Genomic DNA, 21,461 nt, shown 5'->3' on the forward strand with positions numbered 1-21,461 from the left:
TCTACGACTACAGCTGATCGCGTTTTGTCAGCGATTTTATGCGCGTTCAGCGGAATTTATGCGCGTTCAGCGGGAATTTATGCGCGTTCAGCGAGATTTATGCGCGTTCAGCTATTTTGATGCTGGATATTTACGATGTATTCACGATTTTTATTTTGATTTCTTTTTTCACTGCTCAAACTCTTTAGCACCCGATACGCGACATCCCGTGATTCCAAACCCCAAAATTCACGTAGCCGCCGATTCGTCAGCGGTTCATCTGTAAATGACACATATTCATGCACCGCATCTTCATGCAGGCGCGCATCCGCATGCCCGCATTTCGCACATCGCCAGCTGCGCCGGTCGCGCTTCACGCTGAGCGTCCGGCACGACGGACAGTACACGCCTCGACGCAAATCACTGAACGGAATACTGAACCGCTCACATAGCCGGTTATGAATAAATGACTGATTCGCTGCTTTCAGCGCTATACTCAGCCGATCAGGATTGCCTTCTGCCGATTTCACTGGCGCCGCTTTCAACAATTCGAGCACTGTATCCGGCACTTGCTGCAGTTTGATGACCCGGCAGTTATGCGGCACATTGAGCAGCAGGGCTTTCGGGGAAGTCATCACCACTGCACCTGCAATTGGCACTGCAAACTGATGCCGCGCGAGCCACTCATTGAGGAGGCGCAAGTTTTTCTTCAATTGCCACACAGGGTTCGGCATCACAGTCACGATCCCGTCTTCTTCGCGCGTGAATTCGCCGGTCTTCTCGTCAAAAGACAGACGGCCGCGGATATTTTTTGATTCCAGCAAGAGGGCACAATTTGCTGCCAAGACGAGGCAGTCCATCTGGAACGGGGTTTCATCGACCGTCAGGCTGACACCAGCCATCACCTCGAATTCCGCAAGCGGTTCGACTTCCTCCAGTTTGTTTACAAGCCAGTCCTCGCCGCGGATTCCCGCCTCCGCCTTTCCAAGTTTTTCGGCGATCACGGCGTGCTTCGGATGATGCACCGGCAGCCGCTCCAACAGGCGGCGGAACCCTTCAATTTTATCGAAAGACATCGCCGTCTCCGCGTTCCGGTATCCTTCCGGCTGCTCCCAAACAGTACTTTCCGATCCGTGCTCACACTTCTCCAGATAAGACAGCATGTGCCACCTCCTTCAGCTCATCAATTACATTATCTGCTTCTGCGGTTTTCCATTGGCTGTTCCGTTTCCATATTGTGCGCATCCCGACCGCTTTCGCCGCCGCGATATCATTCATGGGATGGTCGCCGACGAATATCGTTTCCTTTGGTTCCGCGCCGATCGCATCCAAGGCTTTGTTGAAGATTCGGGGATCCGGCTTCCGCAATCCTTCCCGTTCTGAGATGAGGATCACATCGAAAAAATCTTCAATTCCGAGCGATTGGATTGCTGCCAGCTGAAATGCGGTTCGCCCGTTCGTGATCATGCCCAGTGCCAGCTCGTTTGCTTTCAAAGGCGGAGCATGTCCGTCAGCCCGCGGAAAGGCACACAGAAATCGCTGAATTTATTGATATAATCCGCGAGCAGCTGTTCCGATGTAATATGTGAAATACTGAATTCCTTCACGAGACGGGCATAGACCTCGTCCTTCCATACATAGCCATGCGCGTCGAGTTCGATGAACCGCCGGATGAAATCCGCCGGCGGAATTCCCGGCAGCAGCCGCTCGCGCTGATTTTCCACGAATTGCAGAAGTGATGCATCCCGGTCCAGCAATGTTCCGTCCAAGTCGAATAAGACCGCTTTTTTCAAAATAACAGCTCCTCGTCATAATCTTGTTTTCAATCGGGGGGTTCTCGGGTAGAATGAAATAAGAACATACGTTCCTTAGGGGGTGTCACGTATGGCAGTCGTTCAAACGGAGGATTTGCGGTATTTCGAGAAGATGATTTATTTGCCGATGGTGCTGGCTGTGCTTGCGCTCGACCGCGAAGCATTCGAAAAAGGCCCCTTCAAGCTGAAGCGGCCTTATGTACAGCTGGTCGACCGGACCATCCAGCGCGTGCATGCTGAACTGCGGGAGACGAAAATCTATTTGCATAAGCGTCAGATGCGGGTGCTCCGCGGGAAACGTGACGATACGTTCACCGAATACATATTTTACAGGGCCGGTTCTGAAGAGCACCGCCGCTACTTGAATCTGCGCCTCCGCAACCGGGTGGAGGAGCTGATCTGCGTTTATTTCGAAGAAGCTGACAAACTCGGTCAGTCCGTGAAGTACTTCCGCTGAGCGGATGACGGTTCACTGATGAACATCTGGCTCCGGAGCGAGCGCCGGCTTTCTTCGAAGTATTTAATGAGAAAGGAACTGTAGACATACTGCCGGGTGAGCGACTGGATCGATACACTCACCGGAATGGTCAAGCCGTTCACCAGATGGACGACGCTGCTGCCTGCGACTTCCGAAGGTTCGAAGAATGTGATGCCGTGGAAAGCGAACCAGGTGGTGTCTTTGCGCATCGGTGAGCTGATCGGGAAAAACGCGCACGGCGATCCATATTCATGGCCGATGATGATCGGCGGCTTGTGCGGAATGCCGATGGCGTCCTGCGAATACCTGATAGCCTGACGAAGACTCCCGCCGTAGAAACCGCACGTTTTCGAGATGACGCCATAAGGGGAGTCTTGCGCGATGAACTCGCTCCGGTCTTCAATGACGCGCGTGAAGATCCGGTGCCCGTCCATATAAGGCTCCAACACGAGTGTATTGATTGATACAAAGTAATGCAGGGGTAGTTTTTTCCGTCTGCTCAACGCAGCACCTCCTAAAATAGTCCTGCTTTCATTGTAACTTTATTTGGAAACTGCACAAGCTACTTTCAATGAATTATTTTATTTTCAATTTCATTGGAATTTTCAAAAAAATTGTTGCCTCCCCCTTGATTTTCTTGTATACTAACAAAAAGCATTCGGGGTGAGATGAAAATGGAAAACTATCATTCATATGCTGACTTCATGAAAGCCATGAGCCAAACGAAGAAAATGAGCGAGGCTGAAAAGCTGCTCAATGATATCTATCTGGATCTCTTCCTGAAGCACGTGCACCGCTCCCAGCTGGAGGCACTCCTAATGACGAAAATCGATAATGCCCTTGATTCGCGGGATGAAGCCGCGTTTGTGAAATACTCACTTGAGCTGCAGCAGCTGCAGCAGGAGGACGAACTGTAAGCAATGCAGACGGAAAGCGCCGCAGTGATGCGGCGCTTTTTCTTTTCGTCTATACTTCTTGTGAAGGGAGTGATGGCTATGGTGAAACATGCACTTGTCATCGGAGGCAGCGGGATGCTGGCAGGCACCGTCCTTTGGCTTGCCGATGAAGGCGCGCGCGTCTCCGTTGTTGCACGGAATGAGGAAAAAATGCAGCGGATGCTCGCCCGGTCGGTGAACACGGAACGGATCATGCCTGTCTACGCCGATTATACGAACGATCCGGAGCTTGAAGCGGCACTGACAGAGCAGATCCGGAAATACGGGCCGCCTGGGCTGGTGGTTGCCTGGGTTCATTCCAATGCGCCGGAAGCCCTCCCGTCTGTCATCCGGCTGATCAATAAAACCGGCAATCCGTGGAAGCTTTTCCACGTGCTCGGCAGCAGCACGGACCTGGCTTCGATCCAAGAGGGACTGACAGTACCGGAAACTTGCGATTATCACCAAGTACAGCTCGGCTTCGTTCAGGAAGACGGAATATCCCGCTGGCTGACGAATGAGGAAATTTCGGACGGAGTCATTGAAGCGATCCGGGCGGATGAACGGGTGAAGACAGTGGGCACCTTGGAACCATGGGATGAACGACCGTGAAAGGAATGGGGACGATGGAAGTGAAATTGAAGAACGGAGAGGTGATCCACGTCCGCCCTTATGAGGAACAGGATTTCAGCCACATTCACCGGCTGAATGAAAAAGAGGGATGGAAAGGGCTCGCCGAACGGCATGAGGACACAAAAGCGGGCTGGATGAACTCCAATGCGTCGTTCATCGCAGAGAAGGAAGGGCGCGTTATCGGCTGCCTGCGCGGCATGACGGACGGTTTCATCACACTGTTCATTTGTGAACTGCTCGTCGATGCGGACTTCCGGGGCTGGGGAATCGGCAGCGCGCTTCTTCAGTACGCGCACAGCCTCTATCCGGAGACGAGAATGGAGCTGCTGGCCAGCAGCACATCGAAATCTTTTTACGAGAAAGAGCGTTTCCGTCCGTTTTACGGATTCCGGAAGACGATTGGAGAATAGGCTGATTAAAGGGGGAAAAGTGTCAGCAGCTGGACGATTAGCCCGGCTGACGGAAAGGAGGGAGGGGGAGCGATGATGGATTGGACCGGAGCAGCGGGCATCTGTACGAATGATAAAGGGGAACTGCTCATGGTGCTGCAGGGGGCGCCGGGAGAACCTCGGAAATGGACGGTTCCGTCGGGCGGGCTGGAGGATGGAGAAACGTACGGGGAGTGCTGCATCCGTGAATTCCGTGAAGAGACCGGCTACGAGACGGAAGTGGCAGGGGTGCTCCATGTCAAAAAAGGCACATACGAAGAGATCGGCGTAACGTTCACTGTCCATTATTTTCTCGTGGTCATAACAGGCGGCGAACGGTGCATTCAAGACCCGGATGGGCTCATCCATGATGTCGCCTGGAAATCTGCGGACGAAATTGAAGGGCTCGACTTGAGCTTTCCGGAAGATCTGGCATTTATTAAGGAACATTTAATGAAAATTTGAACAAACGGAACAGGAGGTGCTGTCATGATCAGACGGATTCTCACGGATCGGCTCATCTTGCGGGAATTTAAAGTCGGCGACTGGCAGGCGGTGCATGCCTATGCATCCGATGAGGAGGTGTGCCGGTATCAGCCTTGGGGACCGAACACCATCGCGGAATCGCGCGGCTTCGTCCGGCAAGTGCTGATGGACCGGGATAAGGAGCCCCGCACGCGTTTTGCATTCGCCGTAACGACGCGGTCGGAAAAAATGATCGGCGCGGGAGAGCTGAACATCCGGAGCTTTTCACATCACACAGCGGAGATCGGGTACGTCATCCATCCGGACTACTGGGGGCAGGGACTGGCAACGGAAGTCGGGGAACTGCTGCTCGGATTCGGTTTCAAAAGGATGAACATGCACCGTGTGTATGCGACATGCGATGTCCGCAACACGGGTTCCCGGAAAGTGCTCGAAAGAATCGGGATGACACAGGAAGGGAAACTGCGCGATCATTTATTGCTGAGAGACGGATGGCGGGATTCCTATGTCTACAGCGTGCTGGAACATGAATGGAACGGGGGGAGAAAGAATGGCCATTAACGTACGGCGCGCGGCCGCGTCAGATGAGGATGATTTATACATATTAATGAAACAGTACATCACGGATTTCTACAAAAAGGAAGAACCGGCGGAGAAGGACCTGAAAGGACACATCCGCCATCTGCTCAGCCAGCCGAACGAGGGGCTCCAATTTGTGGCAGAAGAAAACGGGCGGCCGCTCGGGTTCGCCACCCTGTATTTTTCCTACAGCACGCTCCAGCTCAAACGCCAGGCAATCATGAATGACCTGTTCGTAGCTGAGGATGCGCGCGGCAAGCGGATCGGTGAGCAGCTGTTCCGGGCGTGCCTTGCCTATGTCCGCGAACATGATTTGGCTTATATGCTGTGGGAGACGGGACGGGACAACACGAAAGCGCAGGCCTTCTACAAAAAGATGGGGGCGGAGCCGGCAGAACAGGTTTTTTACGAAATGGAATAAGCCTGGCTGAAGAAAAAGATCGGCATGACTTAACGTAATAACCTTTTGACAGAGCAGATTAAAAGGAAATTGCCGTCCGGCTATAGAAATGTAATAGTTGAGAGGAAATGAACAGGGGGAGAACGGGATGATCCAATTGAGGGGAATGACAGCGGAAGAGTTTGATGAATACCTGTCCCATGCTATCCCGACTTATGCGGAAGAACATGTGCGGTCTGGCAGATGGACGAAAGAGGAATCGCTGGAGAAATCGAGGCAGGAATATGCAGAACTCCTGCCGGACGGCAAAAGTACAGAAGGGAATTACTTATACACCGTCACCGCGGATGAGCCGGTCGGCATGATTTGGCTCAACCAGAAACAGAACGGTGATGGGTTCATCTTTGATATTTATATTTGGGAGCAGCATCAGGGCAAAGGGTATGGAAAACGGGCGATGCAGCTCATCGAGGAAACGGGCAGGGAACTCGGAATGGAAAAAATCGGTCTGCATGTTTTCGGGCACAATAAGACCGCGCGGGCACTTTACGAAAAGCTGGGCTATGAGACGATGAATGTGATCATGTCGAAGAACATAAAGGGATGAATAAAACAATCCACCGTGCCGATCAGCATGGTAACCGGATTCAATCGGCAGGAAGGAGTCGCCCATGAAAGAAAAAGTGCTGGAAAATACGATAGTGCTCGCGGTTGCAGCTGCGCTGTTCCTCCTCCTGTTCCAGGGACTGAAGTTCGTCTGGAATGCCTGGGTGCCGTGGACAGTGACCACCGACGTACTCGGACTTTTCGTGATTTTGCCGATTCTGCTGATTGCGAGTTACCTGACCTCTGCCCTGGCGGTGGAAAAAATAAAAGAAGCCAACAAGTAGGATCTGCATGCAGCAGTGCCTTCACGATGAGGAGGAAGCCGGATGCGGCCGCGCGCGAATACGCTTGGTTTATTGGAAAAAGACGGGAAATTCCTCGTCGAAGAACAAAATGGGAAACATTCAAAAGGGGACGGCTCCTTTTACCGGCCGATCGGCGGTACAATCGAGCTCGGCGAGTATTCACAGGAGACGCTGAAAAGGGAGTTCCAGGAAGAAATCGGCGCCGGAGTTTTGATCGACCGATACTTGGCATGTATCGAGAATGTGTACAGCATCGGAGAGCTTATCGGACACGAAATCACGCAGCTTTACGCTGTCCGCTTTGAGGATGACCGGTTTTACCGGCAAGAAATGTTCCGCGTGATGGAACCCGGATATAAAACAGTGGCGAAATGGGTGGCAAAGGAGGAACTGCTGGCGGAGGAAACGGTGCTGTACCCCGACGGACTGGCGGAATTGATTGAAAGAGAATTCTAAATCCGGGCGGCTGACTGCATTCAACAAAAGGGGCAGTCGGGTGCCGTTTTTTGGACAGGCGGCACAAAAATGGACTGTATCCATCCTTCATCTTCCGGGTTCTCCCTAGATAAATAAAATACCGATAACTGAATAGTCGGTTTTTGCGTTATAATGAAACCAACTTGCACATGAAGGAGGTGTTGTCATGTCGGCATCTCGTCGATTTGCCGAATACATACAGAAAAACGCTGAATCGCTGGCTTCTGAAGTGGTGGCGGCAGTCGTGGAGCGGATGGATCTGAAAGTGCCTGAGTGGGAGAAGGAACAGGCTTTTGAAATGTTTGTCGGCCTGTTTCATTTTTTCGGTGAATCCATCGTGAATCCGGATGAAGACAGCGTGCCAAGGACCCTCATCGCCTGGAGTAAAAAGAATGCAGCCATGCAAGTGAAAACGGAGCAGGCAGTATCGGAAATCATCGTCCGATATCCGCCGACACGCTCGATTTTCAATGAAATCATTACCCGGATCAGCCTCGAACTCGGCCTGTCGGTCCGGGACAATGCCAACTTGATCTGCCGTATTGATGAACTGCTTGATGCGAGTCTGAACGAAACGATTTTCGCTTATGAACGGTATACGGAACAGCGGAAGCGGGAGACGCAGCAGGAGCTTGCCAAATTGTCCGCGCCGATTGTCCCGGTCAAAGACGACATCGTCATACTGCCGCTGATCGGCAACATCGATATGGAACGGGCCAACTATATTTTGGATCACATTGTGCCGCAGCTCGCCGAACGGGGAGTCACACACGTCATTTCGGATTATTCCGGCGTGTACACGATCAACGAGCAGATAGCGGCGGCGATGGGGAAAATCGGCAATACGCTCCGGATCATGGGCATCCGTGTCATCGTGGCGGGACTCCGGCCGGACCTTGCCCAAGCCATTGTCAACAGCGGACTGGAACTGAAACGGATGGAACCGTATGCGACAGTAAAGCAAGCATTGGAAAGCATCGAATCGTAAACGGAAGAAAAATTCCACAATATATCCTCTGAACTTGAAGCGGCTCCATCCGAGTCGCTTTTTAAATTGTCTGAAACTTATTGGACCTGCTCCCGTATTAATTAATAACGAAAAATAAAATTACCAGTTACCTACCAAAAACTTCAAAGGAACGATAAAATGGAAAGTAATTGACATGCAATTCTGAATACATGGAAGGAGGATGAGAATGAAAAAAGGTTTGCTGGCCATATTGGCGGCTGTCCTGTTGGCTGGCTGTGAAGAAGGTACAGGCGGCGCGCCGATTCAAGTGGAAATGAAACCGCCGGACGTACAGCAGGAGCAGCTCCAAACCTTCACCTACGAGGATTACCGGGGGATAGCGGATCGGGCAGCTGAAAAAATGAAGAAGCTGGCGACCGGGAATGAACTCACGGACCGATGGATTTTCCGCACGACCGCAGCCGATGAACTGCTGTATTCGACGGATTTTACGGACGATGAACTCGTCAAGTTCGCCATTTACGAAAAGGAGAAAAGTGAAGCGTGGAAAGCGTACGCCAAAGAAGCATATGACGTTACAGCGTCGGAGGAAGAAGTGGATCGATTTATAAAAGAGGGGCCGCTCGCAAGTTTCAGGCAGGAAAGCGAAGCTTCCTATAGTGAAAGCGATGTGGCTGAATACCAGGCGACAGCGGATGCGCTCGGACTGACAGCCGAGGAATTTTCCTTTGATTTCCAGCGGGATTTGTATGAACGCAACGTGATCTGGGAAGAGCTGAAACCGAAGTTAAGAGAAAAGTACGGAAGTCAGGCGGACTTGCACGAAGCTTATAATGAAGAACTCGCTGACAACACCAACAAATAAGGGGGACATCATGACAGGCATTTTTTCTCTGTCATCTTTTACCTCATTTCGCTCTATGTTCTGTACCTCATCATCGAAACCGCTGTGAAAAATGGCATCAATAAATCCCGGATCGGCCGCCGGCTCGCGGCGGAATCCGATAAGGAACAGACCCCGCCTTTTCTGGCTGGCGACACGGAACATGACTATTGAATGCCGAAAAGCAGGAAGCATTCCAACAGACCTAATGAAACGAAAGGAGTTCCGACGATGAAACTATCCAAAATCCGATCCGTGCTTTATTTGTCCGCCCGCATTCTGGGGGATATCTCAGCGGTGAAAAATGGCACCATCCACAAACGTGTCGCCCGTCGGACGCTCGGCAAAGCGGCTGGTCGGATCATCGGAAAAATCATCAAGTGATGGACTGAGCACTTAAGGGAGGGATTGATGTGAAGAAAATCGCCTGCTTCCTTGTCCAGGCAGCCAGTGCTGCCAGCATGGCGCTCTGGATCATCCTGGTTTTTTTCAATCCGTACTCGGCCGTGACAGAGTATGAGCCCATTGTGAACACTTTCTTCATGCTGTTTCTGCCCGCGGTCCTTGCGCTTCTGTCCATATTTAAAAGCAAAAAAAGCTGGCTGTTCGCGGCTTTTCTCTGGTCACTGCCGATCAGTCTTTACCTGGCTGGTACACCTGGCATCTTCGCCTTTTTCGGATTGACGAGCCTGGCGTATCTGATCGGGTTTATCCTGCTGCTTTCAGCAAATAAACAGCCGTTTCCGGCAAGGAAGGAGGTGGAATGATGATCATTTACATTTTGTTCGGAATCATCCTGCTCGCCGTGCTGTTCGCTGCGGTGCTGGACTGGCGCCGCAAAAGGCGGCGGGATACCGCTCAGAAATCGATCAATTCCCATGCGAAGGAAGGGGAAGACTCGAACTATACAGGCGGCGGACAAGGCGGTTATGGCGGCGGACTCTAAGAAAGGGAAGCAGGTGGGGAAATGAAGTGGATCATCGCTGCTCTGCTGGCGGTCTCGATGGCTGCCGGCTGGTACGGCTATCAAGGAATGACAGATGAGACACATGCGGGGATGTCCATCATCCCTGAAAAACATGATGATATTCCTTTGTACGAAGGCCTTGAACCGCAACGGAGCCATTATACAGTCCCAGGCGACAAGTGGCGGGAAATCCGGAGTTTTTATGTTGAAAATTTGCCGGAGCTGGGCTGGCGGCTGACATACGAAGGATCTGCATTGGATGACAATGATCCCGGCAATGATTCGAGCGGCTTCATGACGATATGGCGCAAGGAAGGCTTCGATGGGGAGCTCCAGATTTCTGGCGGCTACAACCCATACGAAAAGGCGACAGAAATCATGTTCGACAAGACTGGGATCGTCGTTCAGACGCCCTGGCTGGAATCTATTCCTGACAGTATCTGCATTTACGAGGATGAGACGGCTGATGACTGCGCGAAGACGGAAGATCAGGACATCATCAGGGTCCTGACCGGTTTCGTGAATGAAGGGATTGATCATCATCAGAAAACAGAGCTCGACAATGTCCTGGCGGTGATCGATTTTGGGGATTTGGAAGTGAAAGTGGCGCAGCCTCATGGAAAAGAGGTTTATCTTCAATCGGGAAAAGGACTGAAAGTCATGAAGCCGGAACCGGAATTTCTGACTTTGCTGGAATAAAATCAGATGGATGAACAAAAGCTCCCGGACTGTCGGGAGCTTTCACAGTCAAGTATTCACTTCCGCGGCTTCTTCCGTCCGGACGACAAGGACATCACACGCGCTTGTCCGCACGATGGATTCTGAAACACTGCCGATCAAAAATCGTTCCATATTGCTGTGACCGGTGGCGCCGCAGACAATGAGATCCGCATGGATTTTCTTGGCGATATCCCGGGAAATCGCTTTTTTAGGGGAACCGACAGACACGAGTGTGTTCACTTTCTGCACACCGGCCGCTTCCGCTCTCTGCCGGTACTTGCCGAGGAGCTCTTCGCACCTCTTGTGCGAAAGGTCGGCGTATTGCCGGTCGTACACTTCGATGGCGTCCACACGCGGGTCGATGACAGTCACGATGTTGAGCTGTGCGTCATTCCGTTTGGCGATTCCGATCGATTTCTCCAGTGCCCATTCCGCTTCCTTAGAACCATCGACAGCGACGATAATCTGCTTGTAGTGAATTGTCACGACAGGTATCCCTCCTTCATTTGAATACAGCATAATTGGTGGCGGAAAGAAAAGAAGTGATGAAAATCACTTGGATAGCGGCGGATATGACAAAAAATCAAAAAAGATTGGCCGCTTCCGTTAAGAATAATGTAGCACAAAAAGGATAAGAAAATGTTCATTTTTTGAAACTTTCTGATGACGTTTCCGTAATATGATTATGGAAGTCATCTTACATAACAGGGGGAGAACAAAATGGAAACAGCAGGGGTCATTACGGTCTTTATCGGGGTGCTGGTTATTGCAGCGCTTGCCGGAGCCGGCTATTATTTCTGGATGAAACTCCGTTACCGGACGGCGAAATCGAATGAAGCACTGATCATCACAGGACCGAAACTCGGAAGTCCCGAAAAAGATACGAACATCTTTACAGATGAGGAAGGCCGGTCGATGAAGATCATCCGCGGCGGCGGTTACCGGCTGCGCCGGTTCCAGACATCGACGCCGGTCAATTTGACATCATTTCAGCTGAAACTGTCGACACCGCGCGTCTATACGAATGGCGGAGTGCCGATCGTGGCGGATGCGGTCGCCATGGTGAAAGTTGCGGACACGCTGAACGGCATCGCGAACTATGCGGAGCAGTTTCTCGGAAAAGCACAGAGTGAAATCGAGTCGGAAATCATTGAAGTGCTCGGCAGTAACTTGCGGGCGATCCTGTCTAAAATGACAGTCGAGGACATCAACAGCAACCGTGAGAAATTCAACGCCGACGTGCAGGAAATCGCCCAGCAGCAGCTGGACCTCATGGGCTTCAAGATTACGTCGCTCGGACTGACGGATATCCGGGATGCGGATGAGCAGAACGGATACTTGGACAATCTGGGCCGTCCGCGCATCGCTGAAGTGCGGAAACAGGCGGAAATCGCGGAAGCGAACACGGAACGCGAGACGCGGATCCATCGGGCGCGGACCGATCAGGAAGCGAAAGAGGAAGAATACATCCGCCAGATCGCGATTGCGGAATCGAAGAAAGCGAAAGATCTGAAAGATGCGGCGTTCAAAGAAGAGACGGAGCGCGCACGGGCAAAATCGGAACAGTCGTATGAATTGGAAAGAGCGAAACTTGCGAAAGAAATCCAGGACGAGCAGCTGAACTTGAAGTTCCTCGAGCGTGAGCGCGCAGTCCAGCTGGAAGCGGAAGAAAGCAAGGTCCGGAAGACGAAAGCCGACGCCCAGTACTACGAGACGACCCGTGCAGCGGAAGCCTCAGCGCGCAAAGCGACTATCGACGGGGAAGCGAAAGCGAAAATCCGGCGGGACGAAGGAGCCGCGGAAGCCGAAGTCATCCGCGAACGCGGGAAAGCGGAAGCGGAAGCCCGGAAACTCCTTGCTGAAGCGATGGAAGAACACGGCGATGTCATCATCACTGAGAAGCTGATCGAAATGCTGCCGGTGTTCGCGGAAAAAGTTGCACAGCCGCTCAACAATATCGATTCAGTTAAGATCATTGACTCCGGGAATGGACAGGGCATCCCGTCATTCGGCAAAAGCGTGACGAAGACGATGGTCGATATGCAGGAGCCGCTGCGGGAAATGACCGGCATCGACATCGGCGAACTGTTGAAATCCTATGCAGGCGGAGACAGGAAAAAACAAGTGTTTTATTCCCCGGGCGGTTCATTGCCGGCCGGATCTGAAGAAGCGGCCTCATTGGAAATAGAAGAAGAGAAGGATGATTCAGAGAAGTAAAGCGCCGAACGAAAAGGGTGATCCGCTCCGGATCACCCTTTTCATGTGGAGGTATATTGAAACACAAGACCAACACGGAATGGAGTGTTGCTATTGTGGAAGGAAAGGAAATTCCGTATATTCCGCTCATCGAAGGGTAGGAATGTTTCAGCTGTGATGGATTTCCATCGGCTTCAATAGATAAAAAGGATTTCAGTCCGGTCTTATCGAAAGAGAAGGCGTTAGATTAAGCGGAGATGAAGGGGGTGGAGGACAAGTATGAAGAACATTATACTCGTGATGGCAGCTTTAGTTTTGAATGGCTGCAGTGAAATTGAGGAGACACAGAATCCGGAAGCGGGAGCGGCTGAGGTGCCGGTGGCGGAACAGCCGGCTGCATCCGCAGAGCCTGAAGAACCGCCGGCAAAAACACCGAACGAAGCAGATGCTGCTAAACCAACAGCGCAGGAAGAAGCGATACCGATCGGGACACCGTCGTATACGATCGGTCTGGCTATGGATGAAAGCGGCGAATTTGATATTAGGGCACAGGTCAGCCTTGTGAATGAATCCGGAGAACCGCTTCAAAATCTCGGGTTTTATTTTGTGCCGAACGTCCTGACAGAAGAAGGCGGACTGGATGTACTTCAGGATTTCGCGGAATTGGAGATAACGGCCGTGACAGCCGGCGGAATGGAGACCGCATATGACTTGAGCGGCAACCGGCTGATTGTCCAGCTTCCGGAAGTGCTGGAACCCGGCGGGGAAGCTCAAATCCAAGCGGATTATGCGATGACGCTTCCGGAAAACAGCGGGCGGCTTTCCAAGGAAGGGGACAGCTATTTCCTTGCACAGTGGTATCCGATGCTCGGCCGCTATAACGGAGACTGGATGGTCGAGGATTTCGATATTAAAGGGGAATCTTATGATGCCATCTATGGGGATTTTCTGCTTGAATACAAGTTGCCCCGCCCTTACTTAGTGGCAAGTTCGGCGGTAGATGAAGCCGATGAAGCGGTGACTTCCGGCACACTGGAAGGCAAGATGATCAAAGATTTCTATCTCGCATTCCTCGGACCGGATGACTGGACGGCGATTGCAGCGGAAGCGAATGAGACAGAACTGCGGATTTTCATGCCGTCCGGGACAGATTACGCCTCGAAAGTTGCGGATTCGGCAGTCGAAGCGTTCACTTTTTTCGAACAGCGGATCGGTGATAATCCGGCTATGCAGCTCGATATCATCGCCAACAATGGCGCGATGGAATATCCCAATATCGTGGAAGTGAGGGATGCACCGGAGGAGTTCGAGCCGACGCTCGTGCATGAGATCGGGCATCAGTGGTTCTACTATTTGGTTTCGAATGATCCTTTTCATGAGGCGTTTCTGGATGAAGGGATCACCGAGTGGGCCTCTGCCATGTACTTGGAGGATTTAGGAGACGACCGGGCGTTTGAACTGTCCCGAAAATTGATGGAACACAATCCGGTCCGGGAAACGGTGAACATGGGATTGGATGAGTTCGATCAGGGCGAGTACTATTCGACTGTCTATGGGAAGGTTCCGCTATTGCTGGAAGAGTATTTCGATGCGAACGGCGGACATGAACAGGCGTATGAGTTCCTGGCGGCATACTACGACGAATTCCAGTATGAGTATGTCGACACGGAGACGTTCGCGGCTTTTTTCGAACAGCAGCTGGAAGGGGATCAGCAGACGTTTTTGAACAGCTGGCTGAAGCTGGAGGAATGAAGACGGGGACCGAAGCGGCCCGGCGGTAACGGAATGACTGGTGATTCTTAATAGGGAAGGACTGAGGAAATGGAACCGAAAGTGAAAGTGCTGGAAAGTGACAAGATTTATTTGCGTCCGTTCGAACCGGGAGATGCACCGATTTTGTACCAAGCAATGAATAGCGATAAAAAATTGCGGCGCCTCACAGGGACACATAAGGTTTTCACGCTCCAGGAGATCGAGGATTTCATCCGCTCTTCAGCGGCGGACAGCACCCGTGTCGGATTCGCGATCGTGACACAGGACGATGATACACTTGTCGGTGATGCGGCGCTGAACGAAATGGTGTTCCCGAATAACCGGGATGCGAATTTCCGGATTGCCATATTCGATGCTTTCACGAGTAAAGGCTACGGCTCGGAAGCGGCTGAACTGATGCTCGAATACGGATTCGGCATTTTGAACTTGCACCGCATCGAGCTGGATGTCTATTCCGTCAATGAAAGGGCGGCGCACGTATATGAAAAACTCGGTTTCAAGAAAGAAGGCGTGAAGCGGGAGAACTGGTATTATGATCACCAATATTACGATTCGGTCATGATGAGCATTCTGGAGCATGAGTATCGGGAACGGAAAAAGAAATAAATTTTTCCGCAGCATTGCGTGCTGAACCTTTGAAGGAGGACAGAGCTACTGAAATAAAAAACCAATACGGTCAGCGGGGACGGAGAAAACCGTCCTCTTTTTATTGGAAAGATTCGGTTAAACTGGGTCATTAGAACCTTTTTCCGCTAAACTGCTGTAATTTACAGGAAAACGTGTTTTCATGGAAGAAATAGATAAATGGATATGAAATGGAAAAATGTTCACTGACGATAAAAATTTTTCTCTCACCTGTAACTAATTTTAAGCTGAAGAGTCAAATCGATAAATGGAAGAGGAAGAAAAAATGGAATAGCTCAGGAGTCACCAGTAGAACGGCAACAGGTCCTTATTCGGAAAGGAGAGCGGAAATGCCTTTTTTGAACGAAACGATCGGGCAAATCACGGTTTACGGAAGTCTGTCGATTGCGCTGTTTTTCGGTTTCTGCTTGCTGGCAGCAGAAGGGGTGAAAAAATAAAACAGGACATCCAACGGAACGGAAATTCTCTTTTAAACGTGGTAATACCAGTCAGGTCGGATACAGACAAGAAAAAGGGGGGAGAGGAGTGGCCAGGAATGCACTTCTGATTTTGTCGCTGCTGATTGCCCTGGCGGCCGGGGGGTATGCAGTTGCGAACGCCAGCTCTCCGACGCAATCGGATTCGGAGATGCAGGTAGCGGCGGTGAACACCGGACTCAATGAAGACGGGGACGCAGTAGTAAAAGTGTTTTTCACGTTCGATTTGGACAAAAAACAGATCTGGCCGCGACAGCACATGGTACAGATCAAGTGGACGGAAGGATGGGACCTCGCCAGCTATAACCTAATGGAAAATGGCAGATACGAGAATCAGGATATTCCGGCGGTGTCCCCGGAAGGACTGGGGTATTTGGATGTTCCTCTTGAACCGGAGAGGCACTTGGACGGACAAGGCCGCGGACAAGGGTATTTCATCCTGACTTCAGGGGATAAGGACATCATCCGTCAGCGCGTCAATTCGAGTGTCAGCGTCGGCTTCTATTACCAGAGTTTTGTCAAGGAGTTCAAGTTGGCCGATTCGACGGCTTGGAATAACCTGACCGCCCTCGGCTTTTATTGAACTTGCTGGAGTCCGGAAAGTCATCTGCAGTTCAAAATGCTTCAACTTAACAGGTTCTTGAAGAAAACTCAGCCGTCAGCCGGCTGAGTTTTTTTGTTCATTAAATAATGGAAATAGTGAAACGAATTTCCATCTGCCTCGTATAAATAACTGAGGGGAGGAGAGGTCGGATGAAACATATAGGGACGCTGGCAGGTACACTCGCGGTTCTTTCGCTGATCAATTGGGGACTCACGCTTTTATTTCCGGTGAATTACGTGGATATCGGTATCCCGCTCGCGGTTCTGGCAGTATTCATCGCCCATAGTTTCGGCAATAGCGGCGGCGGTATAGGAACCAGGCAAGTGGATATGGAAGTGCGGGGAGAGACCGGCATTCAAATGAAACTGGAAAATCAGACTTCCGAAAGGTCCTTCATCTTTTTCGGTACACTCGTGTATTTGTTGGGGATTCTGCTGCTGGCCGTCGCAATCTATTGGGAATACTTTTTCTCCTAAATAAGCGGAACGCGTATTTTGTCAAAAAAGTATGACAAATGACGGATCTGCTATGGTAGGATGAAGGCAAAACAGCGACGGAAGCGCAGGGATTGAATGGGGAGGACAGAACAGGATGACGGTGACGATAAGGAAAGCTGAACAGGAAGATATTCCGGGAATCCAGCGTACAGCAAAAATCAGCTGGCAAAACACGTATAGAGCGCTGATCCCAAGCCACGTACAGGAGCAGTTCATTGAGAATGCCTATTCCGATGAAATGATGCAGAAGCGACTGGAGCGGTCGATTCTGATTGTAGCGGAAGAAGACGGAGAGATCATCGGTTTCGCGAACGGGTTTACGAACAGCGAAAAAGCGGAACTCGCAGCGATTTACCTGCTGCCGGAAGTGCAGGGAAGAGGGATCGGAACCCGTCTGCTGGAAGCGGTCGTGCTGAACCTGGACGGCTACCAGGAACTCTTTGTTGAAGTTGAAAAGGGGAATGATAGAGGAGAACAATTTTATGAAGCGAAAGGATTTCGATTTGTAAGGGAATATGAGGACGAGCTGTTCGGACATAAACTCCGGACTAAGCAGCTGGTACTTCCAATCAACTGAGTGGCAGGAAGATGGGGCGGATTTTTCAGACAGCGGCTCCGAAGTCATTGGAATGCGGAATCCATAGTGTGACTGATTGTATAGCGGGTATAACAGAAACCAAAGACCATTAATCCGGCAGAAGGAATGGAGGGGTTTTGGTGACAAGTGTGCCTTTGATTATGCTGTTGCTTATCGGTTATGCTGTCTACATGTTCGATAACAACGAAAAACGGTTTCCGATTCCGGTGATATTGCTGCTGGTCGGTATCGGTCTCTATTTTATGCCTTTTTTTCAGACGATCGAGCTGACGGAGACACTGATTTATCATGTTTTTTTGCCGGGTCTTTTATTCGCGTCAGCTTATCAATTTTCGACTTCGGCGCTGAAGAAAAATGCGCGTGTCATTTTCACGCTAAGCACATTGGGACTGCTGCTGACAGCAGTGCTGCTGGGCGCAGGAATTTATTACATCGGCAATTTTTGGTTCGATATTTCGTTCATCGAGGCGATGGTAGTATCGGCTGTACTTACACCGACGGATCCGGTATCCGTCGTAGCGATTCTCAAACAGTCGACGGATGATGAAAGCATAGCGAATATCGTGGAAGGCGAATCGCTCATCAACGACGGAACCAGTATCGTCCTGTTCACTGTATTGGCTGAGATGTACATAAGCAAAAACACATTCCAAATCGGTTCATTCACATGGGAATTCCTTTACGTATCCATCGGCGGGGCGGTGACCGGATTGGCTGCCGGCTGGCTGCTCAGCCGGGCCGTCCATGCCACCAAGCACCGCGACTATCAGGTCATGCTCAGTATCATCGCCGCTTATGGAGCATTCGAGGCGGCGGAACAGATGGAATTCTCGGGTGTTCTGGCAACCGTGGCAGCCGGGATCATGCTGTCCTGGCAGCTGGATCATTTTAATAAAGAAGATAAGTATAAGGAAGCGCTGTCCGGGTTCTGGTCAGTCATTGAGGATTCTTTTCTCGTGCTGCTGTTCCTGCTCATCGGTGTAGTGGCCACTGAATACTTGATCCATGCGGATTGGCTCATCGCCCTGTTCATTTTCCTGCTGTCGCTGGCTGTCCGGTTCGTGACGGTTTTCGGGTCGCTGCAGCTGTTCAAAGGGTGGCGGAAGATCGTGGATTGGAAGAAAGCATTCTTGATTTCCTGGTCGGGCATCCGGGGGACGATGTCGGTTTTCCTGCTGCTTACCTTGAGCGCCATGGTGTTCGGGGATACGAATAAACTATTGCTGCTGTCATTCCCGGTCGTCTGCCTGTCGCTGGTCATCCAAAGCGTCGGTATTTATCCGCTCTCAAAGTGGCTGGATGATTGAATGTAGGGCGGAAAAGGGGATTCGGCTGATAAGAAACTGTACAGGAGGCGGTCGTATGGACCATGCGGCACTCATTCTAGTGGATATCCAGAAGGCGTTTGATAATCCGGTATGGGGAGAGCGGAACAATCCGGACGCGGAAAAAAAGGCGGGGGAACTCCTGACCTGGTGGCGAAGCATGGGAGGGGCGGTTTTCCATGTGCGTCACCTGAACGATGCGCCGGGCTCCCCGTTCCATCCGGAAGGCGAGGGTTTCGAATTCAAGGAAGAAGTGCTGCCCATATCCGGGGAACCGATCATCACAAAGACGGTGAACAGCAGTTTCATCGGAACGGACCTGGAAGCCCGGCTGAGGGAAAAGGGTATCCATACAGCCGTGATTGCAGGTCTGACCACACCGCATTGCGTCTCCACGACGGCACGGATGAGCGGTAACCTCGGCTTCCGAACATACCTCATCGAGGACGCTGCAGCGGCGTTCGCCCTGGAGGACCATCAAGGCAGAGTCGTTGATCCCGAAACAGTCCATTCGCTGTCTCTGGCCACATTGCACGGGGAATTCGCGGAAATTGTCACGGTCGACGAGTTAAAACGGCAGTTCGGGCAAAGTTGATACTACAGATGAAAGGCCGGCGAATATCCGCCGGCCTTTCGTTATCTGCTGCTGAGTGCAGCTGCAAGTTCTTTGCCCATCCGTTCCGAAGAGAAGGGATCACGGCTTGTGACAATCTGATCGTCCGCCCACACGGCATGGTCTTTTTGCTGCAAGTCGCCTTGGTCATAGTCGGTGATTTTCCGCATTTCCTGTTCCAGGCTGAACGGCAGAATATCCAGCAGCCCTTCCGGTTCAATTTCATCCGGGTAGCCGGTCACTTTTTTGCCGGCAATTATGCTTTTGCCATCCGGCCGTGTCGTGTAAATCAGCGGAGCGGGACCGTGGCACTCCGCTGCAACGATTCCGCCATTGTCATAGACCGCATTAATGATGCTATGCAGGTCTTCATCTTTCGCCAAGTCATACATGGCACCATGACCGCCGACAATCAGCACGGCGTCATAATCTGCGGAATCGACATCTGATAACTTCTTTGTTTCGTCCGCCTTCCCCGACTCATACAATTCCTTGTAAATCCGGTCGGGATCGTAATCCTCGCTCAGGCTCGCCTGGTCGATTGCCGGTTTGCCGCCGAGTGGGGAAGCTAAGTCCACACGGTGACCCGCCTCTTCCAAAATCTGCATCGGTGCGAATAATTCTTCCGCCCACCATCCGGTCTCGTACCGGTTCTTTTCGTCTTTGTATCCGCTTGAAAGTACTGCCAGAACAGTAGCCATGCGATTCCCTCCTGTTGGTTAATGATGTGTGTTCCCTGCAGGTTACTGTACCCGATTAGATGGACCGGCAATCTTTCGCCCCGGTTTGAATTGTGCTTGGATGAATGGCTGTGTCGTTTTCGTCACTGCAGGGCAGGAAAGCAGCAGCGTGACAAAAAAAGTGAGCAGCAGAAGTGCGGGCAGTTGGGCCGGTTGGCTGATTTCCCTGACGCCTGGGAAAGACAGGATGAATTTAACCGCGAAGCCATGGAGCAGGTAGATGAAAATCGATTTGCTGCCGAGTCGGGTGATCAGGGATTCTTTGGCAGGTGAAAGCGCAAAGAAACTCGCGGTCGCCACTGCAGCCCCGATATACCAGAAAAACCGGAATGCTGTGCCTTCCCACCAGGATGCGCCGAGTGTCCCGTAAGACACCGATCCCAACAGCCAGCCGGTCATGTCGTTCGGCAAAGCGAAGTGATTAAAGCCGGCAACCGCCAGAAGCACGAACACCGCTGCGATTCTCACTCCCTTCCTCTGCAATTGGGTAAAGAACGGCCGGCTGAAGTAGTACCCGGCTAAAAAGAGGGGAAAGTACACCAGTGTACGCGACAGGCTCAAGAAACTGCCGACACTGTCAAACCAGCCTGCGACCAAACCGAGTGCAACCGCGGGAATGATCATTTTTGGTGATTTGGCGAATAAAGGAAGCAAAACATTCCATAAAAAGAGACTCAACAAGAACCAGAGTGTCCAGTAAGGATCGAGCCAAGTGAAACTGAGTGTTTCGTGTTTTCCTGAAAAGAAGTAAAAGAACGAGTAGATCAGCTGAAAGATCGCATAGGGAATGAGCAGGGATTTGGTGATTTTCAAGTAATACCCTTGCTTCCGGAACCCTTTCGCAAAATAACCCGAAATCAGGATGAAAGCCGGCATATGGAACAGATAGATGGTTTCATAAATGGAATAGAAGAAAGGATGGTTCTCTTTCAGGCCAGTCAGCAAGTGCCCGAATACGACAAGGAAAATCAGCACATATTTTGCATTGTCGAAGTAAGGATCCCGTTTTTTCATGATCTGCCTCCGTGGAAAGGTATTCAGTCAAAACGTATTTACCCCTTTGGAAGCCGGGAAACCTGGAAGCATGAAACCGTAACCGGTTTGTCAGCAAAACGATACAAAGTTATGGAAATGACACAAAAAAGCCGGCAGTTCGCCGGCTTTTAACAATTCAGCAAGGAGCGCAGGTGCAACCGCAGTCTACAGGCTGCTTTTTCATTTGGAATCGCTCCAAAAGGGAGCGGTGGCTTTTTCGGACAGGAAGCGCCTTTTCAAACTTCCATGCTTCGCGCGCCCGGAGCTCGACTTCCTCTTTTTGAATCTGAAACAGTGCC

The 21,461-nt window shown here is 51.3% G+C and carries 31 protein-coding genes; 24 read left to right on the forward strand and 7 right to left on the reverse strand.

Features of this window, described 5'->3' with window-relative positions; translation table 11 throughout:
• Positions 1–107: 107 nt before the first annotated feature.
• The 3 genes from CCE92_RS04965 to CCE92_RS16340 are packed head-to-tail and all read right to left on the reverse strand — an operon-like array spanning position 108 to position 1,772.
• On the reverse strand, positions 108–1,142 hold the full coding sequence (locus CCE92_RS04965; protein WP_088006424.1) for an NERD domain-containing protein: 1,035 nt from the start codon (positions 1,140–1,142) through the stop codon (positions 108–110).
• On the reverse strand, positions 1,117–1,446 hold the full coding sequence (locus CCE92_RS16335; protein ID WP_338152459.1) for an HAD family hydrolase: 330 nt from the start codon (positions 1,444–1,446) through the stop codon (positions 1,117–1,119). The genes CCE92_RS04965 and CCE92_RS16335 overlap by 26 nt, the downstream gene beginning before the upstream one ends.
• A gap of 23 nt (positions 1,447–1,469) precedes the next feature.
• Positions 1,470–1,772 carry an HAD family hydrolase gene (locus CCE92_RS16340; protein ID WP_338152460.1) on the reverse strand — a complete coding sequence of 101 codons (303 nt, stop codon included), beginning with the start codon at positions 1,770–1,772 and terminating at the stop codon, positions 1,470–1,472.
• Between the two features lie 91 nt (positions 1,773–1,863).
• On the opposite strand from CCE92_RS16340, the gene CCE92_RS04975 reads away from it, so the two are divergent.
• The gene (locus tag CCE92_RS04975; protein WP_088006425.1) at positions 1,864–2,250 is read left to right on the forward strand and encodes a YhjD family protein; all 387 of its coding nucleotides are present in this window, start codon (positions 1,864–1,866) and stop codon (positions 2,248–2,250) included.
• Here CCE92_RS04975 and CCE92_RS04980 read toward each other — a convergent pair.
• Entirely contained in the window at positions 2,226–2,774 is a 549-nt protein-coding gene (locus tag CCE92_RS04980) for a competence protein ComK (protein WP_088006426.1), read from the reverse strand. The genes CCE92_RS04975 and CCE92_RS04980 overlap by 25 nt on opposite strands.
• 171 nt (positions 2,775–2,945) lie before the next feature.
• Here CCE92_RS04980 and CCE92_RS04985 point away from each other — a divergent pair, with 171 nt between their 5' ends.
• The 15 genes from CCE92_RS04985 (at position 2,946) to CCE92_RS05050 (ending at position 10,639) form a co-directional block, all read left to right on the forward strand.
• Positions 2,946–3,188, forward strand: a complete 243-nt coding sequence (locus tag CCE92_RS04985; protein ID WP_088006427.1) for an IDEAL domain-containing protein — start codon at positions 2,946–2,948, stop codon at positions 3,186–3,188.
• Positions 3,189–3,266: 78 nt separating this feature from the next.
• The gene (locus CCE92_RS04990) at positions 3,267–3,818 is read left to right on the forward strand and encodes a short-chain dehydrogenase (protein WP_241535884.1); all 552 of its coding nucleotides are present in this window, start codon (positions 3,267–3,269) and stop codon (positions 3,816–3,818) included.
• A gap of 5 nt (positions 3,819–3,823) precedes the next feature.
• Complete coding sequence (locus CCE92_RS04995; protein ID WP_241535889.1) at positions 3,824–4,249, forward strand: GNAT family N-acetyltransferase; 426 nt, start codon at positions 3,824–3,826, stop codon at positions 4,247–4,249.
• 72 nt (positions 4,250–4,321) lie between these two features.
• A complete protein-coding gene (locus CCE92_RS05000) occupies positions 4,322–4,732 on the forward strand; it encodes an NUDIX hydrolase (protein ID WP_088006429.1) in 411 nt (136 codons plus the stop codon).
• 24 nt (positions 4,733–4,756) lie between these two features.
• The gene (locus CCE92_RS05005) at positions 4,757–5,314 is read left to right on the forward strand and encodes a GNAT family N-acetyltransferase (protein WP_088006430.1); all 558 of its coding nucleotides are present in this window, start codon (positions 4,757–4,759) and stop codon (positions 5,312–5,314) included.
• Positions 5,304–5,753: a GNAT family N-acetyltransferase gene (locus CCE92_RS05010; RefSeq protein WP_088006431.1), complete on the forward strand. Its 450-nt coding sequence runs from the start codon at positions 5,304–5,306 to the stop codon at positions 5,751–5,753. Before CCE92_RS05005 ends, CCE92_RS05010 begins: the two co-directional genes overlap by 11 nt.
• Positions 5,754–5,880: 127 nt before the next feature.
• Positions 5,881–6,339, forward strand: coding sequence for a GNAT family N-acetyltransferase (locus tag CCE92_RS05015; RefSeq protein WP_088006432.1), 459 nt, complete (start codon positions 5,881–5,883; stop codon positions 6,337–6,339).
• Positions 6,340–6,403: 64 nt separating this feature from the next.
• Entirely contained in the window at positions 6,404–6,622 is a 219-nt protein-coding gene (locus CCE92_RS05020) for a hypothetical protein (RefSeq protein ID WP_088006433.1), read from the forward strand.
• 42 nt (positions 6,623–6,664) lie between these two features.
• Positions 6,665–7,099 carry an NUDIX hydrolase gene (locus tag CCE92_RS05025; RefSeq protein ID WP_088006434.1) on the forward strand — a complete coding sequence of 145 codons (435 nt, stop codon included), beginning with the start codon at positions 6,665–6,667 and terminating at the stop codon, positions 7,097–7,099.
• 187 nt (positions 7,100–7,286) lie between these two features.
• Positions 7,287–8,108 (forward strand): STAS domain-containing protein, encoded by an 822-nt coding sequence (locus tag CCE92_RS05030; RefSeq protein WP_088006435.1) that lies wholly within the window; start codon positions 7,287–7,289, stop codon positions 8,106–8,108.
• A gap of 208 nt (positions 8,109–8,316) precedes the next feature.
• Positions 8,317–8,955, forward strand: coding sequence for a hypothetical protein (locus CCE92_RS05035; protein ID WP_088006436.1), 639 nt, complete (start codon positions 8,317–8,319; stop codon positions 8,953–8,955).
• Positions 8,956–9,204: 249 nt separating this feature from the next.
• The gene (locus CCE92_RS16030; protein WP_164474939.1) at positions 9,205–9,357 is read left to right on the forward strand and encodes a hypothetical protein; all 153 of its coding nucleotides are present in this window, start codon (positions 9,205–9,207) and stop codon (positions 9,355–9,357) included.
• A gap of 29 nt (positions 9,358–9,386) precedes the next feature.
• A complete protein-coding gene (locus CCE92_RS05040) occupies positions 9,387–9,740 on the forward strand; it encodes a hypothetical protein (RefSeq protein ID WP_241535885.1) in 354 nt (117 codons plus the stop codon).
• Positions 9,740–9,919: a hypothetical protein gene (locus tag CCE92_RS05045; protein WP_088006437.1), complete on the forward strand. Its 180-nt coding sequence runs from the start codon at positions 9,740–9,742 to the stop codon at positions 9,917–9,919. The genes CCE92_RS05040 and CCE92_RS05045 overlap by 1 nt, the downstream gene beginning before the upstream one ends.
• Before the next feature lie 21 nt (positions 9,920–9,940).
• Positions 9,941–10,639, forward strand: coding sequence for a hypothetical protein (locus CCE92_RS05050; protein ID WP_088006438.1), 699 nt, complete (start codon positions 9,941–9,943; stop codon positions 10,637–10,639).
• Positions 10,640–10,687: 48 nt separating this feature from the next.
• Here CCE92_RS05050 and CCE92_RS05055 read toward each other — a convergent pair whose 3' ends face one another.
• Positions 10,688–11,146, reverse strand: a complete 459-nt coding sequence (locus tag CCE92_RS05055; protein ID WP_088006439.1) for a universal stress protein — start codon at positions 11,144–11,146, stop codon at positions 10,688–10,690.
• 234 nt (positions 11,147–11,380) lie between these two features.
• On the opposite strand from CCE92_RS05055, the gene CCE92_RS05060 reads away from it, so the two are divergent.
• From CCE92_RS05060 to CCE92_RS05095, 8 genes are all read left to right on the forward strand, one after another.
• Entirely contained in the window at positions 11,381–12,877 is a 1,497-nt protein-coding gene (locus CCE92_RS05060; protein WP_088006440.1) for a flotillin family protein, read from the forward strand.
• Positions 12,878–13,135: 258 nt separating this feature from the next.
• Positions 13,136–14,608 carry a M1 family metallopeptidase gene (locus CCE92_RS05065; protein WP_088006441.1) on the forward strand — a complete coding sequence of 491 codons (1,473 nt, stop codon included), beginning with the start codon at positions 13,136–13,138 and terminating at the stop codon, positions 14,606–14,608.
• Between the two features lie 69 nt (positions 14,609–14,677).
• Complete coding sequence (locus CCE92_RS05070; RefSeq protein ID WP_088006442.1) at positions 14,678–15,235, forward strand: GNAT family N-acetyltransferase; 558 nt, start codon at positions 14,678–14,680, stop codon at positions 15,233–15,235.
• Positions 15,236–15,799: 564 nt separating this feature from the next.
• Positions 15,800–16,333, forward strand: a complete 534-nt coding sequence (locus CCE92_RS05075; protein WP_088006443.1) for a hypothetical protein — start codon at positions 15,800–15,802, stop codon at positions 16,331–16,333.
• A gap of 170 nt (positions 16,334–16,503) precedes the next feature.
• A complete protein-coding gene (locus CCE92_RS05080; protein ID WP_088006444.1) occupies positions 16,504–16,830 on the forward strand; it encodes a hypothetical protein in 327 nt (108 codons plus the stop codon).
• 115 nt (positions 16,831–16,945) lie between these two features.
• On the forward strand, positions 16,946–17,428 hold the full coding sequence (locus CCE92_RS05085; RefSeq protein WP_088006445.1) for a GNAT family N-acetyltransferase: 483 nt from the start codon (positions 16,946–16,948) through the stop codon (positions 17,426–17,428).
• A gap of 140 nt (positions 17,429–17,568) precedes the next feature.
• The gene (locus CCE92_RS05090; RefSeq protein ID WP_088006446.1) at positions 17,569–18,756 is read left to right on the forward strand and encodes a cation:proton antiporter; all 1,188 of its coding nucleotides are present in this window, start codon (positions 17,569–17,571) and stop codon (positions 18,754–18,756) included.
• A 55-nt stretch (positions 18,757–18,811) separates the two neighbouring features.
• Positions 18,812–19,369, forward strand: coding sequence for a cysteine hydrolase family protein (locus CCE92_RS05095; RefSeq protein ID WP_088006447.1), 558 nt, complete (start codon positions 18,812–18,814; stop codon positions 19,367–19,369).
• A 41-nt stretch (positions 19,370–19,410) separates the two neighbouring features.
• On the opposite strand, the gene CCE92_RS05100 is transcribed toward CCE92_RS05095, so the two are convergent.
• Positions 19,411–20,088 (reverse strand): type 1 glutamine amidotransferase domain-containing protein, encoded by a 678-nt coding sequence (locus CCE92_RS05100; protein WP_088006448.1) that lies wholly within the window; start codon positions 20,086–20,088, stop codon positions 19,411–19,413.
• A 42-nt stretch (positions 20,089–20,130) separates the two neighbouring features.
• Entirely contained in the window at positions 20,131–21,141 is a 1,011-nt protein-coding gene (locus tag CCE92_RS05105; RefSeq protein ID WP_088006449.1) for an acyltransferase family protein, read from the reverse strand.
• Between the last annotated feature and the right edge of the window lie 320 nt (positions 21,142–21,461).

Origin of the sequence: Indiicoccus explosivorum (genome assembly GCF_002167005.1) — a bacterium.
Taxonomy (GTDB): domain Bacteria; phylum Bacillota; class Bacilli; order Bacillales_A; family Planococcaceae; genus Indiicoccus; species Indiicoccus explosivorum.

What these genes read in the sequence shown, in the direction of transcription:
- CCE92_RS05105 (WP_088006449.1), bottom strand. Translation starts at nt 21,141, where the DNA reads ATGAAAAAACGGGATCCTTACTTCGACAATGCAAAATATGTGCTGATT.
- CCE92_RS05045 (WP_088006437.1), top strand. Translation starts at nt 9,740, where the DNA reads ATGATCATTTACATTTTGTTCGGAATCATCCTGCTCGCCGTGCTGTTC.
- CCE92_RS05095 (WP_088006447.1), top strand. Translation starts at nt 18,812, where the DNA reads ATGGACCATGCGGCACTCATTCTAGTGGATATCCAGAAGGCGTTTGAT.
- CCE92_RS04975 (WP_088006425.1), top strand. Translation starts at nt 1,864, where the DNA reads ATGGCAGTCGTTCAAACGGAGGATTTGCGGTATTTCGAGAAGATGATT.
- CCE92_RS05020 (WP_088006433.1), top strand. Translation starts at nt 6,404, where the DNA reads ATGAAAGAAAAAGTGCTGGAAAATACGATAGTGCTCGCGGTTGCAGCT.
- CCE92_RS05100 (WP_088006448.1), bottom strand. Translation starts at nt 20,088, where the DNA reads ATGGCTACTGTTCTGGCAGTACTTTCAAGCGGATACAAAGACGAAAAG.
- CCE92_RS05000 (WP_088006429.1), top strand. Translation starts at nt 4,322, where the DNA reads ATGATGGATTGGACCGGAGCAGCGGGCATCTGTACGAATGATAAAGGG.
- CCE92_RS05060 (WP_088006440.1), top strand. Translation starts at nt 11,381, where the DNA reads ATGGAAACAGCAGGGGTCATTACGGTCTTTATCGGGGTGCTGGTTATT.
- CCE92_RS04995 (WP_241535889.1), top strand. Translation starts at nt 3,824, where the DNA reads ATGGGGACGATGGAAGTGAAATTGAAGAACGGAGAGGTGATCCACGTC.
- CCE92_RS05070 (WP_088006442.1), top strand. Translation starts at nt 14,678, where the DNA reads ATGGAACCGAAAGTGAAAGTGCTGGAAAGTGACAAGATTTATTTGCGT.
- CCE92_RS04990 (WP_241535884.1), top strand. Translation starts at nt 3,267, where the DNA reads ATGGTGAAACATGCACTTGTCATCGGAGGCAGCGGGATGCTGGCAGGC.
- CCE92_RS05030 (WP_088006435.1), top strand. Translation starts at nt 7,287, where the DNA reads ATGTCGGCATCTCGTCGATTTGCCGAATACATACAGAAAAACGCTGAA.
- CCE92_RS05080 (WP_088006444.1), top strand. Translation starts at nt 16,504, where the DNA reads ATGAAACATATAGGGACGCTGGCAGGTACACTCGCGGTTCTTTCGCTG.
- CCE92_RS05050 (WP_088006438.1), top strand. Translation starts at nt 9,941, where the DNA reads ATGAAGTGGATCATCGCTGCTCTGCTGGCGGTCTCGATGGCTGCCGGC.
- CCE92_RS05005 (WP_088006430.1), top strand. Translation starts at nt 4,757, where the DNA reads ATGATCAGACGGATTCTCACGGATCGGCTCATCTTGCGGGAATTTAAA.
- CCE92_RS16030 (WP_164474939.1), top strand. Translation starts at nt 9,205, where the DNA reads ATGAAACTATCCAAAATCCGATCCGTGCTTTATTTGTCCGCCCGCATT.
- CCE92_RS16335 (WP_338152459.1), bottom strand. Translation starts at nt 1,446, where the DNA reads ATGATCACGAACGGGCGAACCGCATTTCAGCTGGCAGCAATCCAATCG.
- CCE92_RS05015 (WP_088006432.1), top strand. Translation starts at nt 5,881, where the DNA reads ATGATCCAATTGAGGGGAATGACAGCGGAAGAGTTTGATGAATACCTG.
- CCE92_RS05085 (WP_088006445.1), top strand. Translation starts at nt 16,946, where the DNA reads ATGACGGTGACGATAAGGAAAGCTGAACAGGAAGATATTCCGGGAATC.
- CCE92_RS04985 (WP_088006427.1), top strand. Translation starts at nt 2,946, where the DNA reads ATGGAAAACTATCATTCATATGCTGACTTCATGAAAGCCATGAGCCAA.
- CCE92_RS05025 (WP_088006434.1), top strand. Translation starts at nt 6,665, where the DNA reads ATGCGGCCGCGCGCGAATACGCTTGGTTTATTGGAAAAAGACGGGAAA.
- CCE92_RS05065 (WP_088006441.1), top strand. Translation starts at nt 13,136, where the DNA reads ATGAAGAACATTATACTCGTGATGGCAGCTTTAGTTTTGAATGGCTGC.
- CCE92_RS05035 (WP_088006436.1), top strand. Translation starts at nt 8,317, where the DNA reads ATGAAAAAAGGTTTGCTGGCCATATTGGCGGCTGTCCTGTTGGCTGGC.
- CCE92_RS05010 (WP_088006431.1), top strand. Translation starts at nt 5,304, where the DNA reads ATGGCCATTAACGTACGGCGCGCGGCCGCGTCAGATGAGGATGATTTA.
- CCE92_RS04965 (WP_088006424.1), bottom strand. Translation starts at nt 1,142, where the DNA reads ATGCTGTCTTATCTGGAGAAGTGTGAGCACGGATCGGAAAGTACTGTT.